Origin of the sequence: Pseudomonas sp. 18058 (genome assembly GCF_902706155.1) — a bacterium.
Lineage (GTDB): Bacteria > Pseudomonadota > Gammaproteobacteria > Pseudomonadales > Pseudomonadaceae > Aquipseudomonas > Aquipseudomonas rustica.
On record NZ_CACSJY010000015.1, the window covers coordinates 49,608 to 71,825 of the forward strand.

The 22,218-nt window shown below is 56.6% G+C and carries 18 protein-coding genes, 1 other RNA gene and 2 pseudogenes; 4 read left to right on the forward strand and 17 right to left on the reverse strand.

Annotated features, from left to right (window positions below; all coding sequences use genetic code 11):
* Window positions 1-10: 10 nt before the first annotated feature.
* The 3 genes and pseudogenes from GVL50_RS10645 to GVL50_RS29435 all read right to left on the reverse strand — a co-directional run.
* The gene (locus GVL50_RS10645; protein WP_159812870.1) at window positions 11-3,340 is read right to left on the reverse strand and encodes a Tc toxin subunit A; all 3,330 of its coding nucleotides are present in this window, start codon (window positions 3,338-3,340) and stop codon (window positions 11-13) included.
* 226 nt (window positions 3,341-3,566) lie between these two features.
* A complete protein-coding gene (locus GVL50_RS29430; RefSeq protein WP_371262359.1) occupies window positions 3,567-4,430 on the reverse strand; it encodes a methyl-accepting chemotaxis protein in 864 nt (287 codons plus the stop codon).
* A pseudogene (locus GVL50_RS29435) lies at window positions 4,425-5,486 on the reverse strand (methyl-accepting chemotaxis protein); the annotation flags it as partial. The gene GVL50_RS29430 and the pseudogene GVL50_RS29435, both read right to left, overlap by 6 nt.
* Before the next feature lie 254 nt (window positions 5,487-5,740).
* Between GVL50_RS29435 and GVL50_RS10655 the strand changes: the two are divergent.
* Both GVL50_RS10655 and GVL50_RS10660 read left to right on the forward strand, forming a co-directional pair.
* Window positions 5,741-6,412, forward strand: coding sequence for a histidine phosphatase family protein (locus tag GVL50_RS10655; RefSeq protein ID WP_159812872.1), 672 nt, complete (start codon window positions 5,741-5,743; stop codon window positions 6,410-6,412).
* Window positions 6,409-7,227, forward strand: coding sequence for a phosphatase PAP2 family protein (locus GVL50_RS10660; protein ID WP_159812873.1), 819 nt, complete (start codon window positions 6,409-6,411; stop codon window positions 7,225-7,227). Before GVL50_RS10655 ends, GVL50_RS10660 begins: the two co-directional genes overlap by 4 nt.
* Before the next feature lie 123 nt (window positions 7,228-7,350).
* Here GVL50_RS10660 and GVL50_RS10665 read toward each other — a convergent pair whose 3' ends face one another.
* From GVL50_RS10665 to GVL50_RS10680, 4 genes and pseudogenes are all read right to left on the reverse strand, one after another.
* Window positions 7,351-8,790 (reverse strand): glycosyltransferase family 39 protein, encoded by a 1,440-nt coding sequence (locus tag GVL50_RS10665; protein ID WP_159812874.1) that lies wholly within the window; start codon window positions 8,788-8,790, stop codon window positions 7,351-7,353.
* A gap of 69 nt (window positions 8,791-8,859) precedes the next feature.
* Window positions 8,860-9,447: a ribosomal protein S5-alanine N-acetyltransferase gene (gene rimJ, locus GVL50_RS10670; RefSeq protein ID WP_159812875.1), complete on the reverse strand. Its 588-nt coding sequence runs from the start codon at window positions 9,445-9,447 to the stop codon at window positions 8,860-8,862.
* A gap of 331 nt (window positions 9,448-9,778) precedes the next feature.
* Complete coding sequence (locus tag GVL50_RS10675) at window positions 9,779-10,615, reverse strand: mechanosensitive ion channel family protein (RefSeq protein WP_159812876.1); 837 nt, start codon at window positions 10,613-10,615, stop codon at window positions 9,779-9,781.
* A 31-nt stretch (window positions 10,616-10,646) separates the two neighbouring features.
* A pseudogene (locus tag GVL50_RS10680) lies at window positions 10,647-10,865 on the reverse strand (hypothetical protein); the annotation flags it as partial.
* Between the two features lie 539 nt (window positions 10,866-11,404).
* On the opposite strand from GVL50_RS10680, the gene GVL50_RS10685 reads away from it, so the two are divergent.
* Window positions 11,405-12,100 carry a response regulator transcription factor gene (locus tag GVL50_RS10685; RefSeq protein ID WP_159812878.1) on the forward strand — a complete coding sequence of 232 codons (696 nt, stop codon included), beginning with the start codon at window positions 11,405-11,407 and terminating at the stop codon, window positions 12,098-12,100.
* A gap of 7 nt (window positions 12,101-12,107) precedes the next feature.
* On the opposite strand, the gene GVL50_RS10690 is transcribed toward GVL50_RS10685, so the two are convergent.
* From GVL50_RS10690 to aqpZ, 3 genes are all read right to left on the reverse strand, one after another.
* The gene (locus tag GVL50_RS10690; RefSeq protein ID WP_159812879.1) at window positions 12,108-12,494 is read right to left on the reverse strand and encodes a cell wall hydrolase; all 387 of its coding nucleotides are present in this window, start codon (window positions 12,492-12,494) and stop codon (window positions 12,108-12,110) included.
* An 86-nt stretch (window positions 12,495-12,580) separates the two neighbouring features.
* Window positions 12,581-13,216: a response regulator transcription factor gene (locus tag GVL50_RS10695; protein WP_159812880.1), complete on the reverse strand. Its 636-nt coding sequence runs from the start codon at window positions 13,214-13,216 to the stop codon at window positions 12,581-12,583.
* A 140-nt stretch (window positions 13,217-13,356) separates the two neighbouring features.
* Window positions 13,357-14,055, reverse strand: coding sequence for an aquaporin Z (gene aqpZ / locus GVL50_RS10700; protein WP_159812881.1), 699 nt, complete (start codon window positions 14,053-14,055; stop codon window positions 13,357-13,359).
* Window positions 14,056-14,299: 244 nt separating this feature from the next.
* Here aqpZ and GVL50_RS10705 point away from each other — a divergent pair, with 244 nt between their 5' ends.
* Window positions 14,300-14,836, forward strand: coding sequence for a C40 family peptidase (locus tag GVL50_RS10705; RefSeq protein WP_159812882.1), 537 nt, complete (start codon window positions 14,300-14,302; stop codon window positions 14,834-14,836).
* A 201-nt stretch (window positions 14,837-15,037) separates the two neighbouring features.
* Here the strand turns inward: GVL50_RS10705 and ssrA are convergent.
* The 7 genes from ssrA to GVL50_RS10740 form a co-directional block, all read right to left on the reverse strand.
* Window positions 15,038-15,434: a transfer-messenger RNA gene (gene ssrA / locus GVL50_RS10710) on the reverse strand.
* A gap of 96 nt (window positions 15,435-15,530) precedes the next feature.
* Window positions 15,531-15,806, reverse strand: a complete 276-nt coding sequence (locus tag GVL50_RS10715; RefSeq protein ID WP_159812883.1) for a hypothetical protein — start codon at window positions 15,804-15,806, stop codon at window positions 15,531-15,533.
* A 160-nt stretch (window positions 15,807-15,966) separates the two neighbouring features.
* A complete protein-coding gene (locus GVL50_RS10720) occupies window positions 15,967-16,245 on the reverse strand; it encodes a hypothetical protein (protein ID WP_159812884.1) in 279 nt (92 codons plus the stop codon).
* A gap of 130 nt (window positions 16,246-16,375) precedes the next feature.
* Entirely contained in the window at window positions 16,376-19,186 is a 2,811-nt protein-coding gene (locus GVL50_RS10725; RefSeq protein ID WP_159812885.1) for an FAD-binding and (Fe-S)-binding domain-containing protein, read from the reverse strand.
* Window positions 19,183-19,854 (reverse strand): lactate utilization protein, encoded by a 672-nt coding sequence (locus GVL50_RS10730; protein ID WP_159812886.1) that lies wholly within the window; start codon window positions 19,852-19,854, stop codon window positions 19,183-19,185. The genes GVL50_RS10725 and GVL50_RS10730 overlap by 4 nt, the downstream gene beginning before the upstream one ends.
* Window positions 19,854-21,308 (reverse strand): LutB/LldF family L-lactate oxidation iron-sulfur protein, encoded by a 1,455-nt coding sequence (locus tag GVL50_RS10735; RefSeq protein WP_053117010.1) that lies wholly within the window; start codon window positions 21,306-21,308, stop codon window positions 19,854-19,856. Before GVL50_RS10735 ends, GVL50_RS10730 begins: the two co-directional genes overlap by 1 nt.
* Window positions 21,305-22,129: a (Fe-S)-binding protein gene (locus GVL50_RS10740; protein ID WP_159812887.1), complete on the reverse strand. Its 825-nt coding sequence runs from the start codon at window positions 22,127-22,129 to the stop codon at window positions 21,305-21,307. The genes GVL50_RS10735 and GVL50_RS10740 overlap by 4 nt, the downstream gene beginning before the upstream one ends.
* Window positions 22,130-22,218: the final 89 nt, after the last annotated feature.

A 22,218-nucleotide genomic window follows, 5' to 3' on the forward strand; every position in this document is an offset into this window, starting at 1 on the left:
TGAGATGGGATCAGTTTCCGCTGGCCATTACCGCCTCACCGACGGATTTCCAGTGTTCTTCAGGGCTGTCGTTCTGCAGTCTGGTCGCGTCAAGCAAGGCCGCCGCGCCGAGGCCGGTTTTTGCGCAGGTGTCGTGACAGCGCACAAGCCAGTCAATGTCCTCCATGGTGCTGGCCCGTGAGCGGGGTAATCGGGCGGTCAACAGACTGACTTGCGCCGGCGTCCAGTTCAGCAGTCGCGCCAGATGAAGGTTGCTGGCGTCCGCGGATGAGCCGGGTTCGTTGGCCAGCTCCAGATAATTCAACAGGCTTTCTTCATCATGCTGATGGGTCGTCATGCAATGGACTAGCCGGTCGAGCAGGTAGAGGGTCTCGAGTGTCAGCGCCAATGCCGAATTCGAGCGTTGCAGCCAATCAGGATGGTTCTGGAAAACCTGTAATGCCCTGTTGCTCATTTGCAGCTGAACGGCCGCCCGGGCATGGCGCAGGACGGGTTCGAGGGTCGATGCGAGATCGTTCAAGCGTTCCGAGGACAATGCGGCAAGCAGGATTCGGTGGATCGAGGACTTCGCCCAGATCACTACGCCCTTTGCACACGTCATGGGAAGCCAGCAGGTTTCCTGAAGAAACGTCTCGATCAGATGTTGCTGTCGATCATGGGCTGGCAGGAGCAGGTCTTTGAGTTTTTGTCGGGCGTTTTTCTTTAGTCTCTGACTTTCCGCGTCGTCGTCGACGTGAATCAACAGCGCGGGTAATTTCTCGAGGGCCGCGTCCATCTTTTCAGAGGCGTCGTCCGTTGCCAGCGGCGCGAAATTTTTCACCAGACCATTTTCATCGAGCAAGTCGATCGCCAACTCTGCGCGCAAATTCGCACTGTCGGGCAATGACAAGGCTGCCAACTCGGGCGTCGTCACCACGGCTTTTCGTGTTGCAGCCTGCAGACTGGTGAAGTGTTGCAGCAACTTACCCAGCATTTGCTCGCTGCTGCTTGCCGGCTCGAGGAGCTGCTGAAGTCCCGGGATGTCAAAGACGGACTGCTTGATCCAGCGGCTGATCCAGTCCATTTGCATCAGGACATCAAGCATGTCGAGATCCCGTGGCGGGCTCTCGGCGCTGGTCAGTGTGACCTTTACGTAGGTTTCAAACAGTGCCCGGTTTGCGCCCTGCCTGGTTAGCGTTACGAAAGGGCTTTGCAACTGCAGCAGTTCATCGAGAGTGCCACCGTAGGTGGACACAGTCCCCGATAAGGGCGTGACGGTATTCGCCGCGACCCCATGAGGCATCTTGAAATAGAGTTCAGGCGTTCCCCCGGATGAATTGCGGGGATAGCGGACAGTGATGACGTTGTCGATCGAGTCGGAAAAAAAAGCCGTTCCTATCTCGATGCTGGAGCCAGGAAGCAAGTGCCAGTGCTTCATGTCCGCCGACAATGGGGCGCCGATGGACAGGTTTATCTTGAGCCCTTCAAGATCGGAGCAATCGACCTTGATTTCATGCTCTTTGGTCTGACCTGACACCAGATACGCGGCAATCCTTTCTCCGCCCAACAGATTCGCCAGCGTCGCACTTTCACTGACGGTGAAGCCGAACAGCTGCGCAATGCGAGCCTGGCGGTAAATGGAAGACAACGTGTGCGCGTCGCACTTCAGCGAGCCCAGTTGTTTCTCGGTATTTTTCACAATGTGCAACAGCGCGTTTTCCGACAGGGGAATACCCAGGCTGGCACTCAAATGCTGCAGAACCGAATGCGAGAGTGGATCTGTCGGGTTTGACGAAAACGCTCGGCCATCAAGCAACAGCGGCTCATCGAACAAGCGCGCCTGATTGAAGATCCGGTCAAAGAGTGCCGGCTCATTACTGGTCGCGGACGTTGATACAAGGTGCAGTAATGCGGCGAATTCCTCAGCCTTGAGTGAATAGTTGCGCTGAAAATATCGATACACACCGAGTGCGCGAATCACATAGCGATCAATTTGCAGACTGGGTTCAGGTGCGCGCGGCGAGCCCATGGCACTGCAGATGAGGACATCCAGATCGGCAAAGGGCATCTCCAGCCAGCGTTGCAGGCGAATCATTCGATGCAAGCGCTCTAAACGTTGCGCGGTTGCATGTGTGATGCGCGCAGGTTTCGCGTTTCGGTCGATCGTCATCGCCGGGTAGCGGGCGCTAGTCGCACCGTTGACGTAACGGGCTGTACCGGCACCGAATGAGCTCGCCCCCAGACGATTCTGAGGGGAGTTGTGCAGGGCGTATCGGCCTTGCGCGAGTACTGCCTCCAACTGGTCGGCATTGAGCTCGGTTCGCTCGAGGAAGGTGCTGATGTGACTGAGATCGTCGGTCGTTGCCGGGCCGTAAACAGGTTTCCAGTATTGCGACTGTTGCTCGGCTGTAAACGAATCACTTGCGACGCTCGACAGTGTTCTGGCATCAGGCCAGTCAGTCAGAAGTGCCTGACGCTTGGGTCCCAACCCTGACATCAGGGCCTGTGCCACACGCGGTGAAGATTGCGGCACGCTGCCATAAAGATGGCTTTCATGCTGGCTTAAGGGGAGATGCTGGCTGATGCGATAGTTCAACTCGCCCAGCGCAGTGTTTTTTTCGTTCAGCCCCAGCAGGCATTGGTGATGAAAGAATTCGTAGGGAAGGACGAAAGGGAACTGCCGTTGAGCCAGCAGTTTATAGGTCGATTGAGCTTTGTCGGGGGCCGATAACAGCCCTGCGCGAATATTGTTATCCAGCGTTTCGTTGACGATCCTGAGCATCGGTTGAGCAGTGAAGGTGCTTTGATGACTGATCGACAGTAGCGACAGATCCGGGCGTCGTGTAGCCAAAAGAATTCGATCGTTTTTCTCTTCGCTGTTTACTGAGGGACTTGACTCCAGTTGCAGGGCAAACAGGTACAGCGCGCGGAGATAGGCGACCTGCGAATCGATGGCGGCAATCGAATCGACCTTGCAGGCATCGTCCCAGTTTTCCATGAACAGATGGGTGTAAGTGGGGGCTTGTTCCTCGGATTTGCGAATGCTCGACGGATGCCAGTGGTGTTGTGCTTTTCCATCTGAAGTGCGCTGCTCTCGGTAAAGATGAGTGAGCTGCGCCGCGAGGCATCTGACATTGTCGAAAAGCGTTTTTGTATCGATTGAGGACGACAGTTGGCGCAGTGATTGTCTGGCTTCAATGCCGGCGCGAACCCTGGCGGCGAATTCGGCCTCGGTCAGTCGGGTGATGTCGAAGATCGAGCCGAACTTCAGATCCTTGTCGAAAAGCTCTTTGAACTCGCTCTCCTGATCTTTCGGACTGTGCGTCTGGATCAACGTCTTGAGCAGTGTTCGGTCGGTCATCCCGGTTGTCTCCTTCTCTGTGGAGAATCGACACTACGCGGGACGCTTCGACAGCGCTGTCAGCCATTGCGGCCGTTGGACACAGGATATTCGCCGCTGCACATCGGAAAGGGATCACGAGGATGTAGGAATTTGAAGGGAGGAGGCGGGACATGCTTCGGGCGCTGTACATGTCGTTGCACGGCTCCAGCGCCGGAGACGTGCAACGGACAGTTTAGCGGTCGAATCAGACCCGGAAGTGGCTGACCATCTGCTGCAACTGACCACCCAGGCGCGCCAGCTCAACACTCGACGCCGCGGTTTCATCACTCGCCGCTGCGGTCTGCTCCGAGACGTCGCGCACGTTGATGATGCTGCGGCTGATCTCTTCCGCCACTGCGCTCTGCTGTTCAGCCGCCGCCGCGATCTGCTGGTTCATCGACTGAATATTCGACACCGTGCGGGTGATGCTTTCCAGTGATAGGCCGGCCTTGCGCGTCAGCGCGACGCTGCTGTCGGTCAGTGCGCGGCTGTTGTTCATCACTGCCGAAACCTGCTGGGTGCCGTTCTGCAGACCGGCGACCAGGCCTTCGATTTCTTCGGTGGACTTCTGCGTGCGCTGGGCCAGGCCACGCACTTCGTCGGCAACCACGGCAAATCCACGACCGGCTTCACCGGCACGTGCCGCTTCAATCGCAGCGTTGAGGGCGAGCAGGTTGGTCTGTTCGGCGACGGCTTTGATCACGTCCATGACGCTGCCGATCTTGTCGCTTTCCTGTTGCAGCACGCTCATGGCTTCGGTCGAACGCACCACTTCGCTGGCCAGACGTTCGATCTGCGCGATGGCTTCGTTGACCACTTTGTCGCCTTCACGGGCTTCGCCGTCAGCGGCGGCAGCGGCTTGCGAGGCTTCCTCGGCGTTGCGCGCGACTTCCTGCACGGTGGCAGTCATTTCGTGCATCGCGGTGGCGACCTGATCGGTCTCGACTTTCTGGCTATTCACGCCGGCGCTGGTCTGTTCGGTGACGGCGGACAACTCTTCGGCGGCGCTGGCGATCTGGGTGACGCCGTCGCGGATGCCGCTGATCAAATCGCGCAGGGTCACGCCCATGCGCGCGATGCCTTGTTGCAGCACACCGAGTTCGTCGCGACGGGTAACGATGACGTTGTGGGTCAGGTCGCCGCTGGCGATGCGGTCGACCACGGCCATGGTTTCGCGCAGAGGACGGGTGATTTGACGAGTGATCAATACCGCAGCAATCACGCCAACCAGCAACGCCAGCAGGGTGCTGATCAGTTGCAGGGTGCGAGCCTGAGCGCTTTCGGCGTCACGACGATCGAGTTGAATCTGATACAGCTGCTCGCTCTGGGTCACGATGGTCGCGCCCTGATCGGTCATTTCCTTGCGCGCCTGCACGGCTTCGCTGTTGGCGTTTTTAAACGCCTGCAATGCGCTGCGGTAATTGACCAGCGCGGTTTCCAGCTGACGCAGGGCATCTGCCTGAGTGTCAGCGAAATGCACGTTCAATTGTTTGAGGCTGGCGATCGCCACGTCGAGTTGGGCGACGGCTTTCTGCTCGGTGTCGGCGTTGGTGGCGGCCATGTAGCTGCGCACTTCGTAGCGGGTGAGGATGAACGCTTCCTTGGCGGTGGTGATGGCCTGGAACTGTTCGAAACGCTGCTCGCTCATGTCCATTTGCTGCACATGTTTGCTGATCGATTCGATCTGACGGTACGCGGCGTCGGCATTCACGCTCATGGCGTCGCGCGCACTGTTGGCGGTGCGGTAGGCGTTGCGCATTTTGTTCAGCGAGGTCTGGTATTCGGCGATCGTCGCCGCCTGCGCTTTGAGCAACTTGACGTTTTCCGGGCTCTTGAAGCTGCTGATCAACTTCTGCTGTTGCGCGGCGAAGGCTTCAAGGGTGGTCTGCACGTTTTGCGCGGCGGTTTCATCGCCGTTGGTCAGCATGTATTGCAGGCGCACCACGCGCAGTTTGGTCAGGCCGGAGTTGAGCTGGGTGATGTCGCTCATCCAGTTGCTGCGGTCGATCAGGCCGCCGAGGCTGGTCCAACCGGTCAGGGCCAGGACGCAGGTCAGGGCCAGCACCAGGCCGAAGCCCAGGCCCAATTTCATGTTCACGCTGATGTTGCCGAACCAGCTATTCATCAAAAATCCTCCAGAAACGTTGGGTTTCTTGGTCGTCGGTTAGGCTGGAAGATTGTTGTTTTTTTGAGCCAGCAAGGGTGTTAGCAGGTCTGTATCGGCCGCAATGCCGAGAGCTGAAAGGATTTTGTCCTACGGAATTTGTAACAAAGGATCCCAAGACTTTTTTCACATGGGTTTCACTGGCTGCCCACGCCCGCCTCTGTACCTTCGCCGCATCGAATGACAAGTGATGCATGCCGGTGAGGCGGCTTTTTGTGGAATTGAGACTGAATCTGTTCGGCGTCAAACGCTCGATCGATCTGAGTGGTTTGGCGCGTTTTCGCAACACGGGGGTGGTGTTAGCCGCCTCCGTGCTGGTGATTCCGCTGACCCTGTGGCTGTTGGCACCCGCTGCCGTGCCGGATCTGGCCCACGGCAATGTCGCCGGCGCGCAGGCGTTGGCGCAGGGCTGGGCGCAAGGCGACATGATCGTGCTGGTGCGTCACGTTGAGCGCTGCGATCACTCCAAGGCACCGTGCCTGAGCGGCAATGACGGCATCACTCAACGTTCGCGCAGTGTCGCGGATGCGGTGGGTTCGCAGTTTGAACAACTGGGCCTGAGCAACGCCGACCTCTACAACAGCCCGATCGAGCGCACCGTGCAGACCGCCGGTTACATGTTCACCAAGACCTCCACCGCCGCCGATTGGTTGATCAGTTGCAAGGGGCGAATGTTGCAGGAGGCGCTGGCGCACAAAGTGCCGGGGCGCAATCTGATCCTGGTGACCCACAGCGAATGCATGGCGCAAATCGAGAAAGACCTGAACGTACCGGCCTCCGATCCCGGCTACGGCTCTTCGCTGTTTGTCGCCGCTGCCAATCCGGCGGCCCCACAGATGCTCGGCTTCATTGAAGCCTCCGACTGGCGCACGGTGACCACCCGATGAAATCGCGTTTCTACGCTTATAACTTTGGCATCCCGCTGCTCTGTGCAGCGGTGGTGTTTCTGCTGTTCGACATGACCAAAATCGACATCGCTTTCAGCAACCTGTTGTTTGATCCGCTGACTCAGACTTTCCCGCTCGACAAAATCCATCTCTTCGAAAAAATCACGCACAAATGGGCGCGGATTATTCCGAACTGGACGGGCGAGATTGCCGTGATCGGTGCGATGTTCTCGGTGATCTGGCCATTGGTCAATCCGCAGAAGCGGCCACGACTGGGTGCCTTCCTGCAGCGCAGCAGAGTCGCGCCGGTGCTGCGCTTTGCCGCCGATCACCGTAGGGATTTTTTCTTCGTTGTGGTGGCGTTCGCCGTTTGCACCGGGGTGATTCACTTCCTCAAGGCGCACACCAGCGTTTACTGCCCGATCGAGACCACGCTGTACGGCGGCAAAATGGCTCATGTCGAGTGGTACGAGAATTTCCAGTTGTTCCATGAAGCGGGCGAGGGCCGTTGCTGGCCGGGCGGGCACGCGTCGGGTGGGTTCACCATGCTGGCGCTGTACTTTGTTGCGCGACGCTACCAGTGGCGGTTTTCCAAGGCGATTTTGTGGGGCTCGTTGTTGCTCGGTTTTGTCTACGGCACGACGCGCGTCCTGCAAGGTTGGCACTACATGTCCCACACGTTTTGGGCTGGGATCTTTGTCTGGTTGGCGTGTTTGCTGACAGCGTTGGCGTTTTATGGACGGGCGCGGTTGGAGATGCCGGTGTCGGAGAAGCTGCAACGACAGTTATCCATACCAGCCCCGGCAACCAACTGAATGATTAGTGGCCGAACGCGAAAACTGTAGGAGCAAGGCTTGCCCGCGAAGGCGGTGCATCAGGCAATGGATATGGCGCATGTAATGACGCCTTCGCGAGCAAGCTCAGCTCCTACAAAAAATTCAATAGCCGACGAAATAGTAAGCCTGCCGCCCAACTATCATGGTCTTTAGCACTTTCAGCGGCGCAACAGGCTCAGCATCCGCCGAGATCACCGCCACATTCGTCGCTGCCGCCCCCAGAAACGCCCGCAACTGCGCCTCCGTATCCAGCCCCTTCAGCACACTCTGCGTATAAAAAACACTGGCACCGCCCACCCGTTCATTCGCCTGAAACAACGCCACCTGATGACCACTGGCCTGCAGCGATTGAATGTGTTCCGTCAGCGGCAGGAACGACAGGTGTTTATCCGCATTCGGCAGCGCCCACTGCGCCGCGCCGAAATAACCGGCGATCACCACCGCCAACACGCCGAACCCCAATGCCTGACGCCGCCGAGCGATCCAGCCTACAAATCGATTCGCCGATTCGTACGCTTTCAACCGCTCGAACAATACAAATGCATACTCAGCCGCGATCACCGCAGCCGCCGGCGTCATCGACATCAGGTACACCGTGCGCTTGCTCGACGCCAACGTCAGCATCACAAACTGCGCCACGATCCACAGGCTGAAAAACAGCAAATACCGATTAGCCTTCAACTCTTTACGGAAGTGCCACAGCCCCAGATACACCAGGATATTCCACGGCAAAAACGCTTGTGGCAGCTTGGCGAGGTAGTAATAAAACGGCTCGTAATGCCCGGCCTCAACGAACGATCCGCTGAACCGTCCGACACTGTTGGTCAACAACACCTCTCTGACCGCTTGCGCCCCGCCATGCTGATAAAGCACCACCAGCCAGATCAGCAGCGGAATCAAACCAACCACGGTGAGCAATCCCGGCCGCAACCAATCCCTGATCTTCAAGCGCCGGTCGATCAGGTTGTCCGTCAGCAGATAAGCAAAAATCACCACGCCCGGCATCGCCAAACCGAGCACACCTTTACTCAACGTCGCGATGGCAATGCCGACGACAAACAGCAGCGAATTGCCCAGCGTCGGCAATCGCTGCGCCTGGAAAAATGCCAACAACGCCGCCGTCACGCCGAGCGCCAGCAGCGCGTCTTCACCGACGCCACGTACGTTGCTCCAGTAACTGGCCATGGTCGCCAGCAGAATCCCCGCCGTCCATGCGACCCTTTTCGGCCGCTCGAAGCGACGCAACATGCCGTACAACAACATCACGCTAAACAACCCGGCCACCGCCGAGGCCAGCCGAACCGCCCACGGCGAAACGCCGAACACGCGCATGGCGCCGGCGTCCAGCCACAAACTCAGCGGGGGTTTTTCCAGAAACGCTTCGCCGAACAGACGCGGCGTCACCCAGTCATTGTCCAGGTGCATTTCCATGGCGATGCCGGCGACGCGGGCCTCGGTGGAGCCTTGCAACTGATGGTTCCCCAGCGCAAAGAAAAACAGCAGGGCGGCAAGCAGAAACAGCGAAGTGACGGCACGCGACATGACGTTCAGGCTACCGAAAGGGGCGGGAACCCCGAGCATACGTCGGCAATGCTGAACAATTCGTGAAGCTTAAGCGAGTGGTCGCGACCAACGTTTGTCCGGTGTTTCGAACCGCGGATTGACCAGCGCCGTCAGCACATGATCCTGCCAGCGTCCGGCAATGTTCAGATACGCCTTGGCGTAACCCTCACGCTCGAAACCCAAGCGCTCCAGCAACCGCGCACTGCGCTCGTTGCCGGGAATGTAGTTGGCCATGATCCGGTGCAGATTCTGCCTCTCGAACATGTACGCGATGCCAGCCTCCAGCGCCTCCTGCATCAAACCCTGGCCCTGATGGGCTTCATCGATGTGATAACCCAGATAACACGCCTGAAACGCCCCGCGAATAACCCCGCTGAAATTGCACGCGCCGATCATCTGCTGGCCGTCCGGCGACAACAGCGCGAAATGCATCGCCAGTCCGGCCTCGAAGGCACTGGACTGAATCTCGAGGCGGCGGCGGATTTGCGCGGTGGAGAAATATTCAGTAGTACGGATCGGCGACCACGGCGCGAGGTGGCGCAGGTTGCGGCGATAGAACTCACTTTCGAGTTCCGCCTGATCCGGGGCAAGAATCGCCAGCGTCAGGCGTTGGCAGGGCAGGGTCAACAGCGGCATCGGACGTTCCGGTCGGCGAGGTTGTCAGACAGCATTGCCCGACACCGCAGAAAATACAAACCGGTTGATGTTCTGTAGGCGCTGCCGAAGGCTGCGATCTTTCGCTCCTGCGTTTTCAAAATCAAAAAATCGCAGCCTTCGGCAGCGCCTACACGGGAAACTTTGAACGATGAGGAATTTCAGGCAAAAAAAAGCCCGCAGGAGCGCGGGCGAACCGTAGTTTCTTGAATGAGCGAGCGAACTTTACAGGTTCGGTCGGGCAGGGGCAGTGAAGAAAAATTTAAGTCGGTTGCGGCCGTTAATGCCCGCCTGGGTCGAACCGTGCAATCACCTATGGAAGAGGTTGATTGTTAATTACAGTGATCACCCGTTGTGGGAACGGAATGGTGATGCCTTTCTCAGCGAGGGCGTCCCGGGACTTTTCGTTGAACTCAAACATCAAATCCCAATAGTCGGTATTCAATGCCCATACGCGCAGTGACATTGTTATTGCGCTATCGCCCAATGTGCTCACCACTACCTGCGGGGGAGGGTCGCTCAGTACTCTCGGATCCCGACACATCTGCAGTAGCACTTGCCGTGCAGTGTCCAGATCGGCGTCGTAACCAACACCAACGTCGAAGACAATTTTGCGCAAGGTTTCGCTTGAGTAGTTGGTGATGACTCCATTGGAAATACTCCCGTTCGGCACGACGATGCGCTTGTTGTCCGTACTGAGAATGACGGTGTGGAAAATGAGAATAGAGTCGACCGTGCCATACACGCCTTGGGTTTCTACCGTGTCGCCCACTTTGTAGGGGCGGAAAAGCAGGATCAAAACACCACCGGCGAAGTTGGACAAACTTCCCTGCAATGCCAATCCTATGGCCAGGCCAGCAGCACCCAGCGCAGCGACAAAACTGGTGGTCTGGATTCCAATCATTGACGCCACACTGATGATCAGCATGATCTTCAGTGCGGTATTAACCAGGTTTCCCACAAATCCTTGCAGGGTTTTATCCACACTGCGTTTTCCCAGCAACACGCCGACTCTTCCGGTGACGGTGCTGATCACCCACCAGCCAAGGGCCAGAGTGGTAAACGCCAACGCAAGGTTGGCACCATACTCCAAGACAACGGGGAGCCAGGTTTCGGTGTGTTTAATGACTTGGTCAAAATTAAAATCCATGGAACACCTTGTTTATAATTGCGTGCCGGCGCTATCGAGAGTGGTCATAGTTGATGGGTGAGGTGAGCCGGATTCCCCCGCGGAGCAATTGGGCCGCGGAGTTACCTGCCGCATCCTGCGCATTCAAATCCGCCCCCCAGTCTTTCATCGCCTGCAGCAATTCAACCCGCTCGAACAACGCTGCGTACATGGCTGCGGTTTGACCGGCGTTGTTGCGCTCGTCCACGTTGCAATGCGTACCGATGAGTCGGTAACAAGCCTACTTTAGGCAGCCCTGCCGCCAAAGCCTGGGGGGAACGCCCCAAATTGTAGTGGTCGCAGATCCAGGACACGCTTTGCATCAGCGTGTCCTGGATGTGTGTTTGAGGCGCAGGCATAGCCTGGACGTCCACGTCTGAATCAGCGGGCGCGCTTTGAGTAGCCATCAGATAGTCCTGGGCTGGGCCCGCTTGTGGCGAGCTGTGTCGGCGTATTTGAGTAAGGAAATCCCACAACTGATGCGGTATCTGTCCAGTGGGGTGTTCCTGAGCGATTAGGATAATTCTGACAACCGAGCGGACATGCGTGAACGAGACTTGTCCCAAAATCGCGGGGATCGGAGGTAGGCAAACCAGCGGTTATTCAGCCGCAGCAAAGCGACCCTAATGCTTCCAATTGCCTTAATTGATGACAGGGATAGCCATAAATTCTTAAATTTTCTTTCAGCTAACACTTAGGCTAAGGTGCATTTATAAAAAATATGTAGGAAATTTCCGAGCGTATTTTCGGCCTCATGGAGTATTCAGAATAATGAAATGGTCGGTGGTTTCACCTTTGCGGATCGCACTGCTTGATGATCACGCTTTGATTCGGGAAGGGCTGAAAATCCGCTTGTCGACTGAGTCGGATTTTAAAATTGTCGGGGTTCATTCCAGCAGTGCTGAACTGCAGGAGGCTTTGCGCACTGAATCAGCCGACCTTTTGATTCTGGACTATCAACTGAGTGACGGAGAGCTTGACGGTCTGAGATTGATTCAGCTTCTACGCAGTCATTACCCTGAAATGCGTATCTTGATTTTCTCTTCGCTTGAAAGGCCGGCCACGGTCAACATGGCGATTCGGGCTGGTGCCAACGGTTTTTTTGGAAAGTCCCAGCAAACCGAAGAGTTGGTGCGGGCTATTCGAATGGTGGCGCTGGATCGCTTGTATCTGTCTCCTGAAATGGCGGCTGATCTCGATACCACCCCCGCAGTTCAAGTTCCAGGAACCACTGATGGCGCTTCTGTTGCGGGGGGCGACGCATTGGTCGATTACCCGGCACTTTCGCCGAAAGAGCGAGAAGTGTTGCGTTGCTGTCTTGAAGGATTGTCAGTGTCTCAAATCGCGCTGAAATTCATGCGCAGTCGCAAAACGATCAGCGGCCAGAAGCAGGCTGCCTTGCGCAAGCTCAATGTGCGCACAGATACTGAATTGTTCAAATTGCATCTGGATCTCAGGGATTTGTGAAGGCGCTTCAGAACGCTGGCGGTCTGACTTCTCTATAAAAGATATGCTCGCCTATCCGGACGGTCTTCAGGATGTTGAGTCTCCAGACCGGTTTGACCCCATGGGCGTGAAAATGCGTTGCGCCATCCGTGATGTCTTCCACTTCGCCGCCTAGAACCTCATTGGCAATTCTTTGTGCTCTGTTCCAAGCGAGAGGTTCTTGCGGTAGCTTTCTGCTCTTTTGCGTCCAGGAAAACTGCCGCCGTTTGTACACGACCTCGCAAACTTTCGCGTTGTCCCAATTGGCGCGATTCATTGTCACCATCGCAACGGCGACCTGGCCTGAGTGAGGCTCGCCGCGCGACTCATGATAAATATTCATCGCAAGGCAAAGAAGCGCGCTATTTAGTGACATGGCAATTAACTGATAGTGGTGAGGAGGAGCCCTATGGTGCTTACAGCGACGAACAGTGGCTTTAAGATTTGTCCGGTTTTAACGTGTTAGCGGTCAGTGAGCCCGTTTCGCTTTGCCAGGTCATACAGATCTAGCAACGTGCTTGCATTTAATTTAAGCAATAGCCGCGTTTTATAGGTGCTGACAGTTTTGCTACTTAGGGACATGCGTTCGGCGATCGTTTTATTGCTTATGCCGCGTGCCAGTTGTTGCAAGACCATTAGCTCGCGAGCCGTCAGTGACTGCAGAAGTTCCTCTTCCTGATCAGGATCATCATGGCGACGAATGAGAGTGCAGGCGTGATCGGGCGAGTAACTGTAGCCACGCTTCACTGCTCTTAAAGCATTGATTAAGTCGCAAAGTTCTTGATGCTTGCTGACAAAGGCGTCAGCGCCGATTTGCATGCAGCGCAAAGCGATTTGCTCTGATTCCTGGCCGGTCAGTACAATTATTTTAACGCGTGCGTCAAAGGACTTGAGGCGACTGATAACGGTCAATCCATCTATCCTGGGCAGACCGATGTCCAGAATAATAACGTCAGGAAGGAGATCTTGAGTGAGCGTCAGGGCTTTGACCCCATCGCCGGCTTCCCCGACAACTTCATAACCTTTTTCCTCCAGGATCAATCGAACCGACATGCGGACTGCAGGATGATCATCGGCGATAAGTACACGGTCGTTCATGGAGCATTCCGTTTTGTTTAGAGGCGAGAGACATTGGTTTTGCCCTGCTTGGTTAAGGTTGGCAATTTTTATATTTTTTTTAAGACATGTCTCAGAAGAGTGCCCCCGTTGAAAACGTTGGGCACTCCAGGTGCCGATCTCTAGGGCTGTGCTGTCGCACGAGTGTCAAACTTTTTGGCGAACAGCGCGCCCATGATTGCGCCAGCTATCGGAGCCAGCCAGAACAACCAGAGTTGGCTCATGTATGCAGCTCCGGCAAAAAGCGCAGGTCCAGTGCTGCGAGCAGGATTGACCGAGGTATTGGTAACCGGTATGGATATCAGATGGATGAGCGTTAAGGTCAGACCAATTGCCAGTGGTGCGAAGCCATGTACGGCACTGGGTGATGTCACTCGCATGATGATGAACAGAAAGAAAAAAGTGGCGATGAATTCAACAGCCAGGGCCGCTGACAAACTGAATTTGCCAGGGCTAAGGTCGCCGTATCCATTCGCTGCGAATCCGCCGACCTCAAACCCAGGCTTTCCACTGGCGATGAAATACAGCGCGGCGGCAGCGGTAATGGCGCCGATTACTTGTGCAAAAACATAAGGGACGACATCTTTTACGTCTACCCGATTACCAGCCCACAAACCTATCGTAACGGCGGGATTGAAATGCCCGCCGGAGATGGATCCCACTGCGTACGCCATCGTAAGTACAGTTAATCCGAAGGCCAATGCGACCCCCGCGAAACCGATTCCCAGCTCAGGAAATGCAGCTGCAAGTATGGTGCTCCCGCAACCGCCAAAAGTTAGCCAGAAGGTGCCCAGAAATTCTACCGCCAGTCTTTTCCTCACGTTCAGATCCTGTGTGATATGGGTGGAGTAACGTCGTCCGATTTGAATATATCGGTGGTCGGGGTTTGTTTGAATGTGATGATTTTAACGCTACCCAATCAGTCGTTAATTGATCCATGAGAATTGTCTTGTTTATAGCTTTTTTCGTCAGTTGGTGAAGTCTTTATTTAAGACAGTGCTTATGTATTTGGACGGTGGCGTTTCCTACCCTGTGCACTCGTTAAACAGTGTTGATGGTTGTTGCATGAGACGATATATACTCAGTTTTTATTTAAGCTTGGCTCTGATGGGCGGATCGCCAATGGCGCTCGGCGAAAAGCGCGATCGCATTTCAGTGCCCGTTGGCTTGAGCACGATTTCTATCAATGCAGAACTGTCGCCAGCAAATAGAATTGTCGACCGTGCCCATGAGCTAATTGGCACGCGTTATCGCTGGGGTGGCAGTAATGTTCGAGAGGGTTTTGATTGCAGTGGGTTGTTGGTTTATTTATTTAAAACAGAGGCGGGTATACAACTGCCAAGAACCACTGCGTCAATGTTCAATAGTTTGGGACAAGTTGTGCCGCGTAAACAACTGAAACCTGGGGATGCAGTGTTCTTCAAGCATGATAGACGGCGGCCTGTTAGCCATGTAGGCGTGTACATTGGGGGCGGCCGATTTATTCACGCGCCCAGTCGAGGAAAAGTCATGCGAATCGATTTGCTTGAGAGTGATTACTGGAATAAGCGTTATCTTGCTGCCAAGCGTTTTCATGAATTTTCAGCAAATGAGTTTTATTGACCAGGTTTGCATGTCCTTTTAATCGAGCATCCCGGTCTGGACTCGCGTAGGCAGATCGCAACCTTTGGCGCTCTGTACCTGTCCGAGGACCCCGGCCCAGACCGATGGTTGGCTGCTGTGTGACGGCGATCGACGCTGAAAACGGATTTTGTCGAATTTCAGCCAAAAAAAAAGACGTCCGAGGACGTCTTTTTTTTGAGTTGGTGGAGCCGGGGGGATTTGAACCCCCGTCCGCCAGTACTCCGCTGTCGGTACTACATGCGTAGCCGTTTCTATTAAGTTAACCCTCAGCGACCCGAAGGGCAGGGTGCTTTGGGCGAGTTGTGTAAGTTTTAGCCGCTTCGTCCACAACGTACTGCACGGCGATTCTGTTCTATATGACAATCACTTTGGGTTTACAGACATCCCCTGGTGATTGCTGGACCCGAAGGTACCAGAAGCTCAGGGCTAAGGCTGCTTACGCAGCGAGAGCGAATTCCTGGCCGTAGTTTTCGTCATTGGCAACTATAAGTAGTTGCAACAGTGGATTTACGACTTCTGTTACCAAGTCGGCATGCACCTAAAGTTTCGCAACCGGCGTCGAATCCTAAACGGCCCCGAACTCATTGCTCAGTACATCTGTTTGAGCAACAAGCCTGTGCAGTGTACGTCAATCGGCCGGGAAGGCCAACCCGAAGGTTGGCTTCCGGGTGTGTCAGTTACGCGTTGGATTGCGGATCTGCATTTTCGTGATCATGCCGTTGGTGATTTCCACGCAATCCTTGTCGTTCCCGGAAGCCTGCGCCTTCATGGCGTCTTCCTGCGCAGTCTTGACGTTCTCCAGCGAGGTTTCCGGAATGGAAGGCTGGCTGGTGATGAAGTCCTTGATGACTTGAAGATTCCCGGCACACAGGTCTTTATCCGCCGCAAACACCGGCGACGCCAGAAGTGCACCAGCGATGAACAATCCAGCAATTGCAGAATGCTTCATGGGTATCTCCTTGAACGGTAGGTCTCGGTGCTGCCGGACGGTCTGGCGGCGATGCCGAGGTCATAACAGGCTACGTTAGCGTAGGGCCTGTTCAATCGACCGCCGCGCTACGCAGGAATTCGGTTTTTTTTACATCTGGTATCAAAACGCCTGCTCACGATCACTTCTTGGTGTCACCCGAGGTTTTCTGGATTTCCAGAATTGTTTGCTGGGTTTCCGCGACGCAGTCGTCAATCTTGCCTTGGGCCTTGAGGGCCTGGGCTTTCGCCACACTGGCGGAGACGCGCGCGTTCAGCTCCGATGAAGTCTGATATTCCGATTTCGCGTTATTGATGGTTTGCAGATTGGCTTCGCAGAGGCTGTCTGGCCCGGCGGCAAACGAAGTCGACGCCATCACCGAGGCAGTAACGAACAGACCGAACAGTACAGAACGTTTCATGTGTATCTCCTTGCGCTGAGGGATCCAGACTTCGCTGACCCTGAGTGCCGGTCACCGAAAGAAGGAACGGCCCCGAGTGTTCGGGGCCTGTTCTGTGGACTGCGGTCTTGCGCAAGGGTTCTGATTTTCTTCAGCAGGCCTTCGCCTGAGTGACTCGGTCGACCAGATAAACCAGACCGTGATAGTCGATGCCGCCGTGTTGCGTCAGGCCGATTTCGCACGTGCGGCTGGTGGATATTCCTTCGCTGCAATGCTGCACCGCGCCCTTCAAGGTGCGTAGCGAATGGCTGTTCAGCTCCGGCGTGGTGAAGCCCTTGTCGCCAGCAAATCCGCAGCAATGAATGCCTTCCGGAATCACCACCGTTTTGCTGCATTTGCGCGCCAGATCGATCAACGCCTGGCTTTCGCCCAGGTGCTGAGTGCTGCAGGTCACATGCACGGCAATCGGTGCGTCTTGCGGGGTGAAATCCAGTCGATCGAGAAGATGCGTACGGATGAAGCGCACCGGGTCGTACAGATCGAGACGGGTTTCTCCTACGCCCTGCACCAGGCGCAACGTGCACGGACTGGTGTCGCAGTAGATCGGATCGAGACCGCCGCGACTGGCGTGGAGCAAGGCGCTGATCAACTCCTGACGCTTGTGTTCGGCTTGCTCGGCGTAGCCTTTTGAGGCGAAGGGCTGACCGCAGCAGAGGTTGTCCTGATTGTCCGGGAAGACCACTTGGTAACCGGCCTTTTCCAGCAGTCCACGGGTTTTGTCGTAGAGCGACATCTGCTCTTTATCTCCCGCCGCCGGGCCCATGACCCGCGAGACACACGCGGCCAGATACACCACACGCGGGCGTTCGTCCGACACGCTCGGGCTGAAGCGAATGGCTTTCTCCGGTTGCGGCATCGCATTTGTCCACAACGGCACCTGGCCTTTGGACAAACGCGTCAGCGTTGCCGACAGTTTCGCCAGACGCGGCGCGCCGAGCATCATCCGCGCACCGTTGGCCACATGCAGAGTGAGGCGTGCGCCTTGCAGAGTCTTGGCGAAATTTCCTTCAATCCAGTCAGCCGTTTTCTGATGCGTTGCGTGTCGGCCACGGAGCTTTTTCACCAGCTCGCCGGTGTTGATGCCTACAGGGCAACGTTGCGCGCACAGACCGGTGGCGGCGCAGGTTTCGATGCCTTGGTATTCGTAGGCTTTTTCCAGTTCGGTGGTGTCGACGCCGGCACGTTTTTTCGCCTGAATATCGCGCCAGATCACGATGCGTTGGCGCGGGCTCAGGGTCAGTCCTTTCGACGGGCAGACCGGTTCGCAGAAGCCGCACTCGATGCATTTATCCACAATCTCATCGGCCGCCGGCAGTGGCTTCAAGTGCTTTAGATGGATCTGCGGATCTTCGCTGAGCACGACGTCCGGGTTGAGAATGCCGCTAGGGTCGAGCAGACGTTTCAGTTGCCACATCAGTTGATAGGCGTCGCTGCCCCATTCCAGTTCCACGAACGGCGCCATGTTGCGCCCGGTGCCGTGCTCGGCTTTCAGCGAGCCGCCGAACTCCACAGCGACCAGTTGCGCGACGTCATCCATGAACGCTTGATAGCGTGCGACTTCTTCCAGGTTGTTGAAGCCTTGAGTGAAGACAAAGTGCAGATTACCTTCCAGCGCGTGTCCGAAAAGGATCGCTTCGTCGTAGGAATGTTTGTCGAACAACTCGATCAAGCGGTTCACACCGATGGCCAGTTGTTCGACCGGGAAGGTCACGTCTTCGATGATCACCGTGGTGCCGGTTTTACGTACGGCGCCGACGGCAGGGAAGGTGTCTTTGCGAATGGCCCAGAGTTTGGCGTTTTCGGCAGGGTCTTCGGTGAAGTCGACCTGTTTCTCCACCGGGAAACCTCTGAGCGACGCCATGATTTGCGCCAGTTGTTCCTGTAGGAGTGCAGAGGTCGCCGCGCGGGATTCGATCAGTAGCGCGCAGGCATTGTTCGACAGTTGTTGTACGAAAGCGGGCATGCCGGGTTTGTCTTGCACCGAGCGCAGACTGCGGCGATCCAGCAGTTCTACGGCGGACACTGGTTGGCTTTTCAGCACGGTAACCGCGTTGCAACAGGTTTCCACATCGGGGAAGACGATCAGCGCCGAGGCCTTGTTCGGGTGATCGATTACTGTGTCGTACGTCACCGCGCTGATGAAGCCGAGCGTGCCTTCGGAGCCGACCAGCAAGTGGCTCAAGATATCCACAGGCTCATCGAAATCCACCAGGGCGTTGAGTGACAGGCCGGTGGTATTTTTCAGACGGTATTTGTGACGGATTCGTGCAGCCAATTCAGCGTTGGCGCGGGTCTCGCGGCCCAACGTCGCCAAGCGTTCAAGCAGTTCGCCGTGGCTGGCGTGGAATGCCGCGACACTCGCCGCGTCTTCGGTATCGAGCCGTGTGCCATCGGCCAGCACCAGACGAATGCCGGCCAGCGTGTGATAGGTGTTTTGCGCGGTGCCGCAGCACATGCCGCTGGCGTTGTTGGCGACGATGCCGCCGATTTTGCAGGCGTTGATCGACGCCGGATCCGGGCCGATCTTGCGTCCGAACGGCGCCAGCCACGCATTGGCTTGCGCACCGATCACGCCCGGTTGCAGACGGATTTGCGTACCTTGGCCACGAATCTCGCGCGCGTTCCAGTTATCCCCAAGCACAATCAACACCGAGTCGCTGATTGCCTGGCCAGACAGACTGGTACCCGCCGCGCGGAACGTCACCGGGACATGATCACGCTGAGCCAGTTTCAGCAGGGCGACCACTTCGTCTTCAGATTCAACGCGGATCACCAACTGCGGAATCAGCCGATAAAAACTCGCATCGGTGCCGAAGGCCAGCGTCGATAACGGATCATCAAAACGGCGCTCGGCCGGAATCAGTTGCTGCGCATCACGCAGGAAATTCACTGGAAGCGTCATTGGTTCTCCAGGATCAGCACCACGAGGTCTTTCGGGCCGTGGGCGCCGTAGGCCAGCACTTGTTCAATGTCGGCGGTTTTCGACGGGCCGGACACGAGTAATGCGTTAGTCGGCATGCCTTGCGCCCACTCGAATTCCTGTTGCACCTGATAGAAGTTGTCGCGGATTTCGCTGGCTTTCAGCAGGGCGAAATGTACTGGCGGCACCAGACTCATCAGCCGTGGTTCTTCGCGGGTTGGCCACAGGATCAGACTGCCAGTGGCGGCGATCGCGCCAAGGGTGCCGGTGAGGCTGGCCGGAGTGTCGTTGAACAGCTCGGCTTTCCATTCTTCCATTGGACGGTCGTAGGATTTCAGCGTCGGCAGGTCAGGATTGTTCGCCCAGTGTTGTGTGATTTTCTGCCCGTGGGCGGTAGTCGGTGCAATCAACAGGCTCGGTAGCTGACGATCGCGCAGCAATTGCGCGAGCAGCGCCGGCCACTCTTCGCCCGAGGTCATGTGGATTTCGGTGTGTACCGCTTCCATCAGTTTGCGCAGTTGCGGAATGCGTTGTTCGGCGCTGTAGGTGTAAGGCCGCGTCACCAGATCGACATCGAAGTCGTCGGCAATCGGCGTGGCGCCGGTCAGACTTTTCCGCAGTTTGCCGAGGATATTTTGCTTGGCGCTCATCAGCGATCTCCCTGTTTGGCCAGATGCTCGCGGGCCATGTCGTGCAGTGAGCGGGCGGCGGGTTTTGGTGCGCTGTGGTTTTGTGTCCACGGGCCGACGTTGCTTGGCGTCAGCGCCCGCAGGCGCGTGGCGAAGAATCCGAATAATCGATACAAAATTGGCGAGCTGTTGAGCCTGGCCCAGGCGTTCCAGATAAAACGTTCCTTGCGCGAATACTTGCTGCCCTGACCGCGCATCACTTGATGGGGACTGTCCGGGGCTTTGACGTTTTCTTCGCGCAAGCGCCGCAGGATCGCCGGGATAGGAATTTTTACCGGACACACTTCACCGCAGGCACCGCACAGCGATGACGCGCTCGGGTGATCCGGGACTTTTGCCAGGCCAACCATGTGCGGGGTGATGATTTTGCCGATCGGCCCCGGATAAACCTCGCCATAGGTATGACCGCCGACGCGGGTATAAACCGGGCAGTGGTTCATACAGGCGCCGCAGCGGATGCAGTTCAAGGTCTGACGCAATTCACTGTCGGCGAATGCCTGGCTGCGACCGTTGTCGAGCAGCACCAGATGCACTTCCTGCGGGCCGTCGAGTTCGTGTTCCTTGCGCGGGCCGGAGATCATGTTGACGTAAGTGGTGATCGGAATGCCCAGCGCTGAGCGGGTCAGCAATGACAGCAGCGGCACTACGTCACGCAGGTTTTCCACGACTTTTTCGATGCCGGTGACGGCAATGTGCACCGGCGGCACGGTGGTGGTCATGCGGCCGTTGCCTTCGTTTTCCACCAGCAGCAGGGTGCCGGTTTCGGCCACGGCGAAGTTGACACCGGAGACGCCGATGTCCGCTTCGAAGAATTTCTGCCGCAGGACTCTGCGACCGATCTGAATGAGTTGGTCAACGTCCTTGGTGTATTCCACGCCAAGTTTGTCGTGGAACAAGGACGCGACCTGACCGGCATTCTTGTGGATCGCCGGCATAATGATGTGTGAAGGCTTCTCGTGGTCGAGCTGGACGATGTATTCCCCCATATCCGACTCCAGGCATTCAATGCCTTGAGCCTCGAGGAAATGGTTCATCTCCATCTCTTCGCTGACCATCGATTTGCCCTTGATCACTTGCCGCGCCTCGTGAGCACGGATGATCGATAAGACGATGCCATTGGCCTCGTCCACCGTTTCCGCCCAGTGCACTGTCACACCGTTGCGGGTCAGGTTTGTTTCCAGTTGCTCGAGCAGGTCGGGCAACTTGGAGAGCGCGCGGGCTCTGATCGAGTTGCCCAGAGCACGCAAGTGTTCTCTTTCGTGGGCATCGCTGAAAGCGGCTGCCCGTTTGGTCATCAATGAATCCATCGCAGTGCGGAAGTTGTTCCGCAACTGCTGATCACCCAAGGCGTTGTGGGCCCGGGTGCGGAAATCTTCTTCTACGGCGACCGTAGGAATAATCGCGGAAGTGCTCATTGCGCACCCCCGGTTCGTTGCCACAGAAAGCTGGCGAGATGTTGCCCGCGTAGCGTTTCTTTTTGTTTCTCCAATGCGCCGTTGATGTTCATCAAACAGCCACAGTCGGCGCTCAACACTTGATGCGCGCCGGAGTCCTTCAGCGAGCGGGTCTTGTCAGCCACCATCGCACCGGAAATGTCTGGCATACGGACGCTGAATGTTCCGCCGAAGCCACAGCATTCGCTTTCGTGGTCGTGGTTGACCCGTTCCACGTTGCTCAACTGCGCCAACAACTCGCGGCCATGCAGGTGCGTGTTCATTTCGCGGCGTGCCGAACACGAAGTGTGCAGGGCGACTTTGACCGGTTCGCCGCTGTCCTTGAGCTGCACCTTGCAGACGAACAGCAGAAACTCGGCCAGTTCATAGGTGCGGGCCGCGAGGGCCTGAACCTGTTTCAACGTGTCCGGCTCGTCCTTGAACAAGTCGGCGTAATGCTCGCGCAGCATGCCCGCGCAGGAACCCGACGGCACCACCACCGGATAATCGCCGGCAAACAGCGCCAGTTGCGAGCGCGCTACCGTCCGCGCCTGCTCGGTGTAACCCGAGGTGTAGGCCGGTTGACCGCAGCAGCTCTGCCCTTGCGGGTACTCGACCCGAATCCCTTCGCGCTCCAGCAAGTGGATCGCGTCCATCCCGGCTTCGGGGTAGAACAGATCAACCACACACGTCCCGAACAGATAAACCCGCGACGGTTTCTCGCTGGGGTATTGCCGAGGTTCGGGCAGTGGCGGTGCCACGCGGGTCGCGTTCGGCACAGCGTTGTAAAAAAGCTCGCTCATCAGGCGTGTCTCCGGGTGATCCCGGTTATCCGTCCGCTGAGGCTGCTGAATATAGAGAGTGTTGCTTTCAGCAGCCTTACAGACCGGGT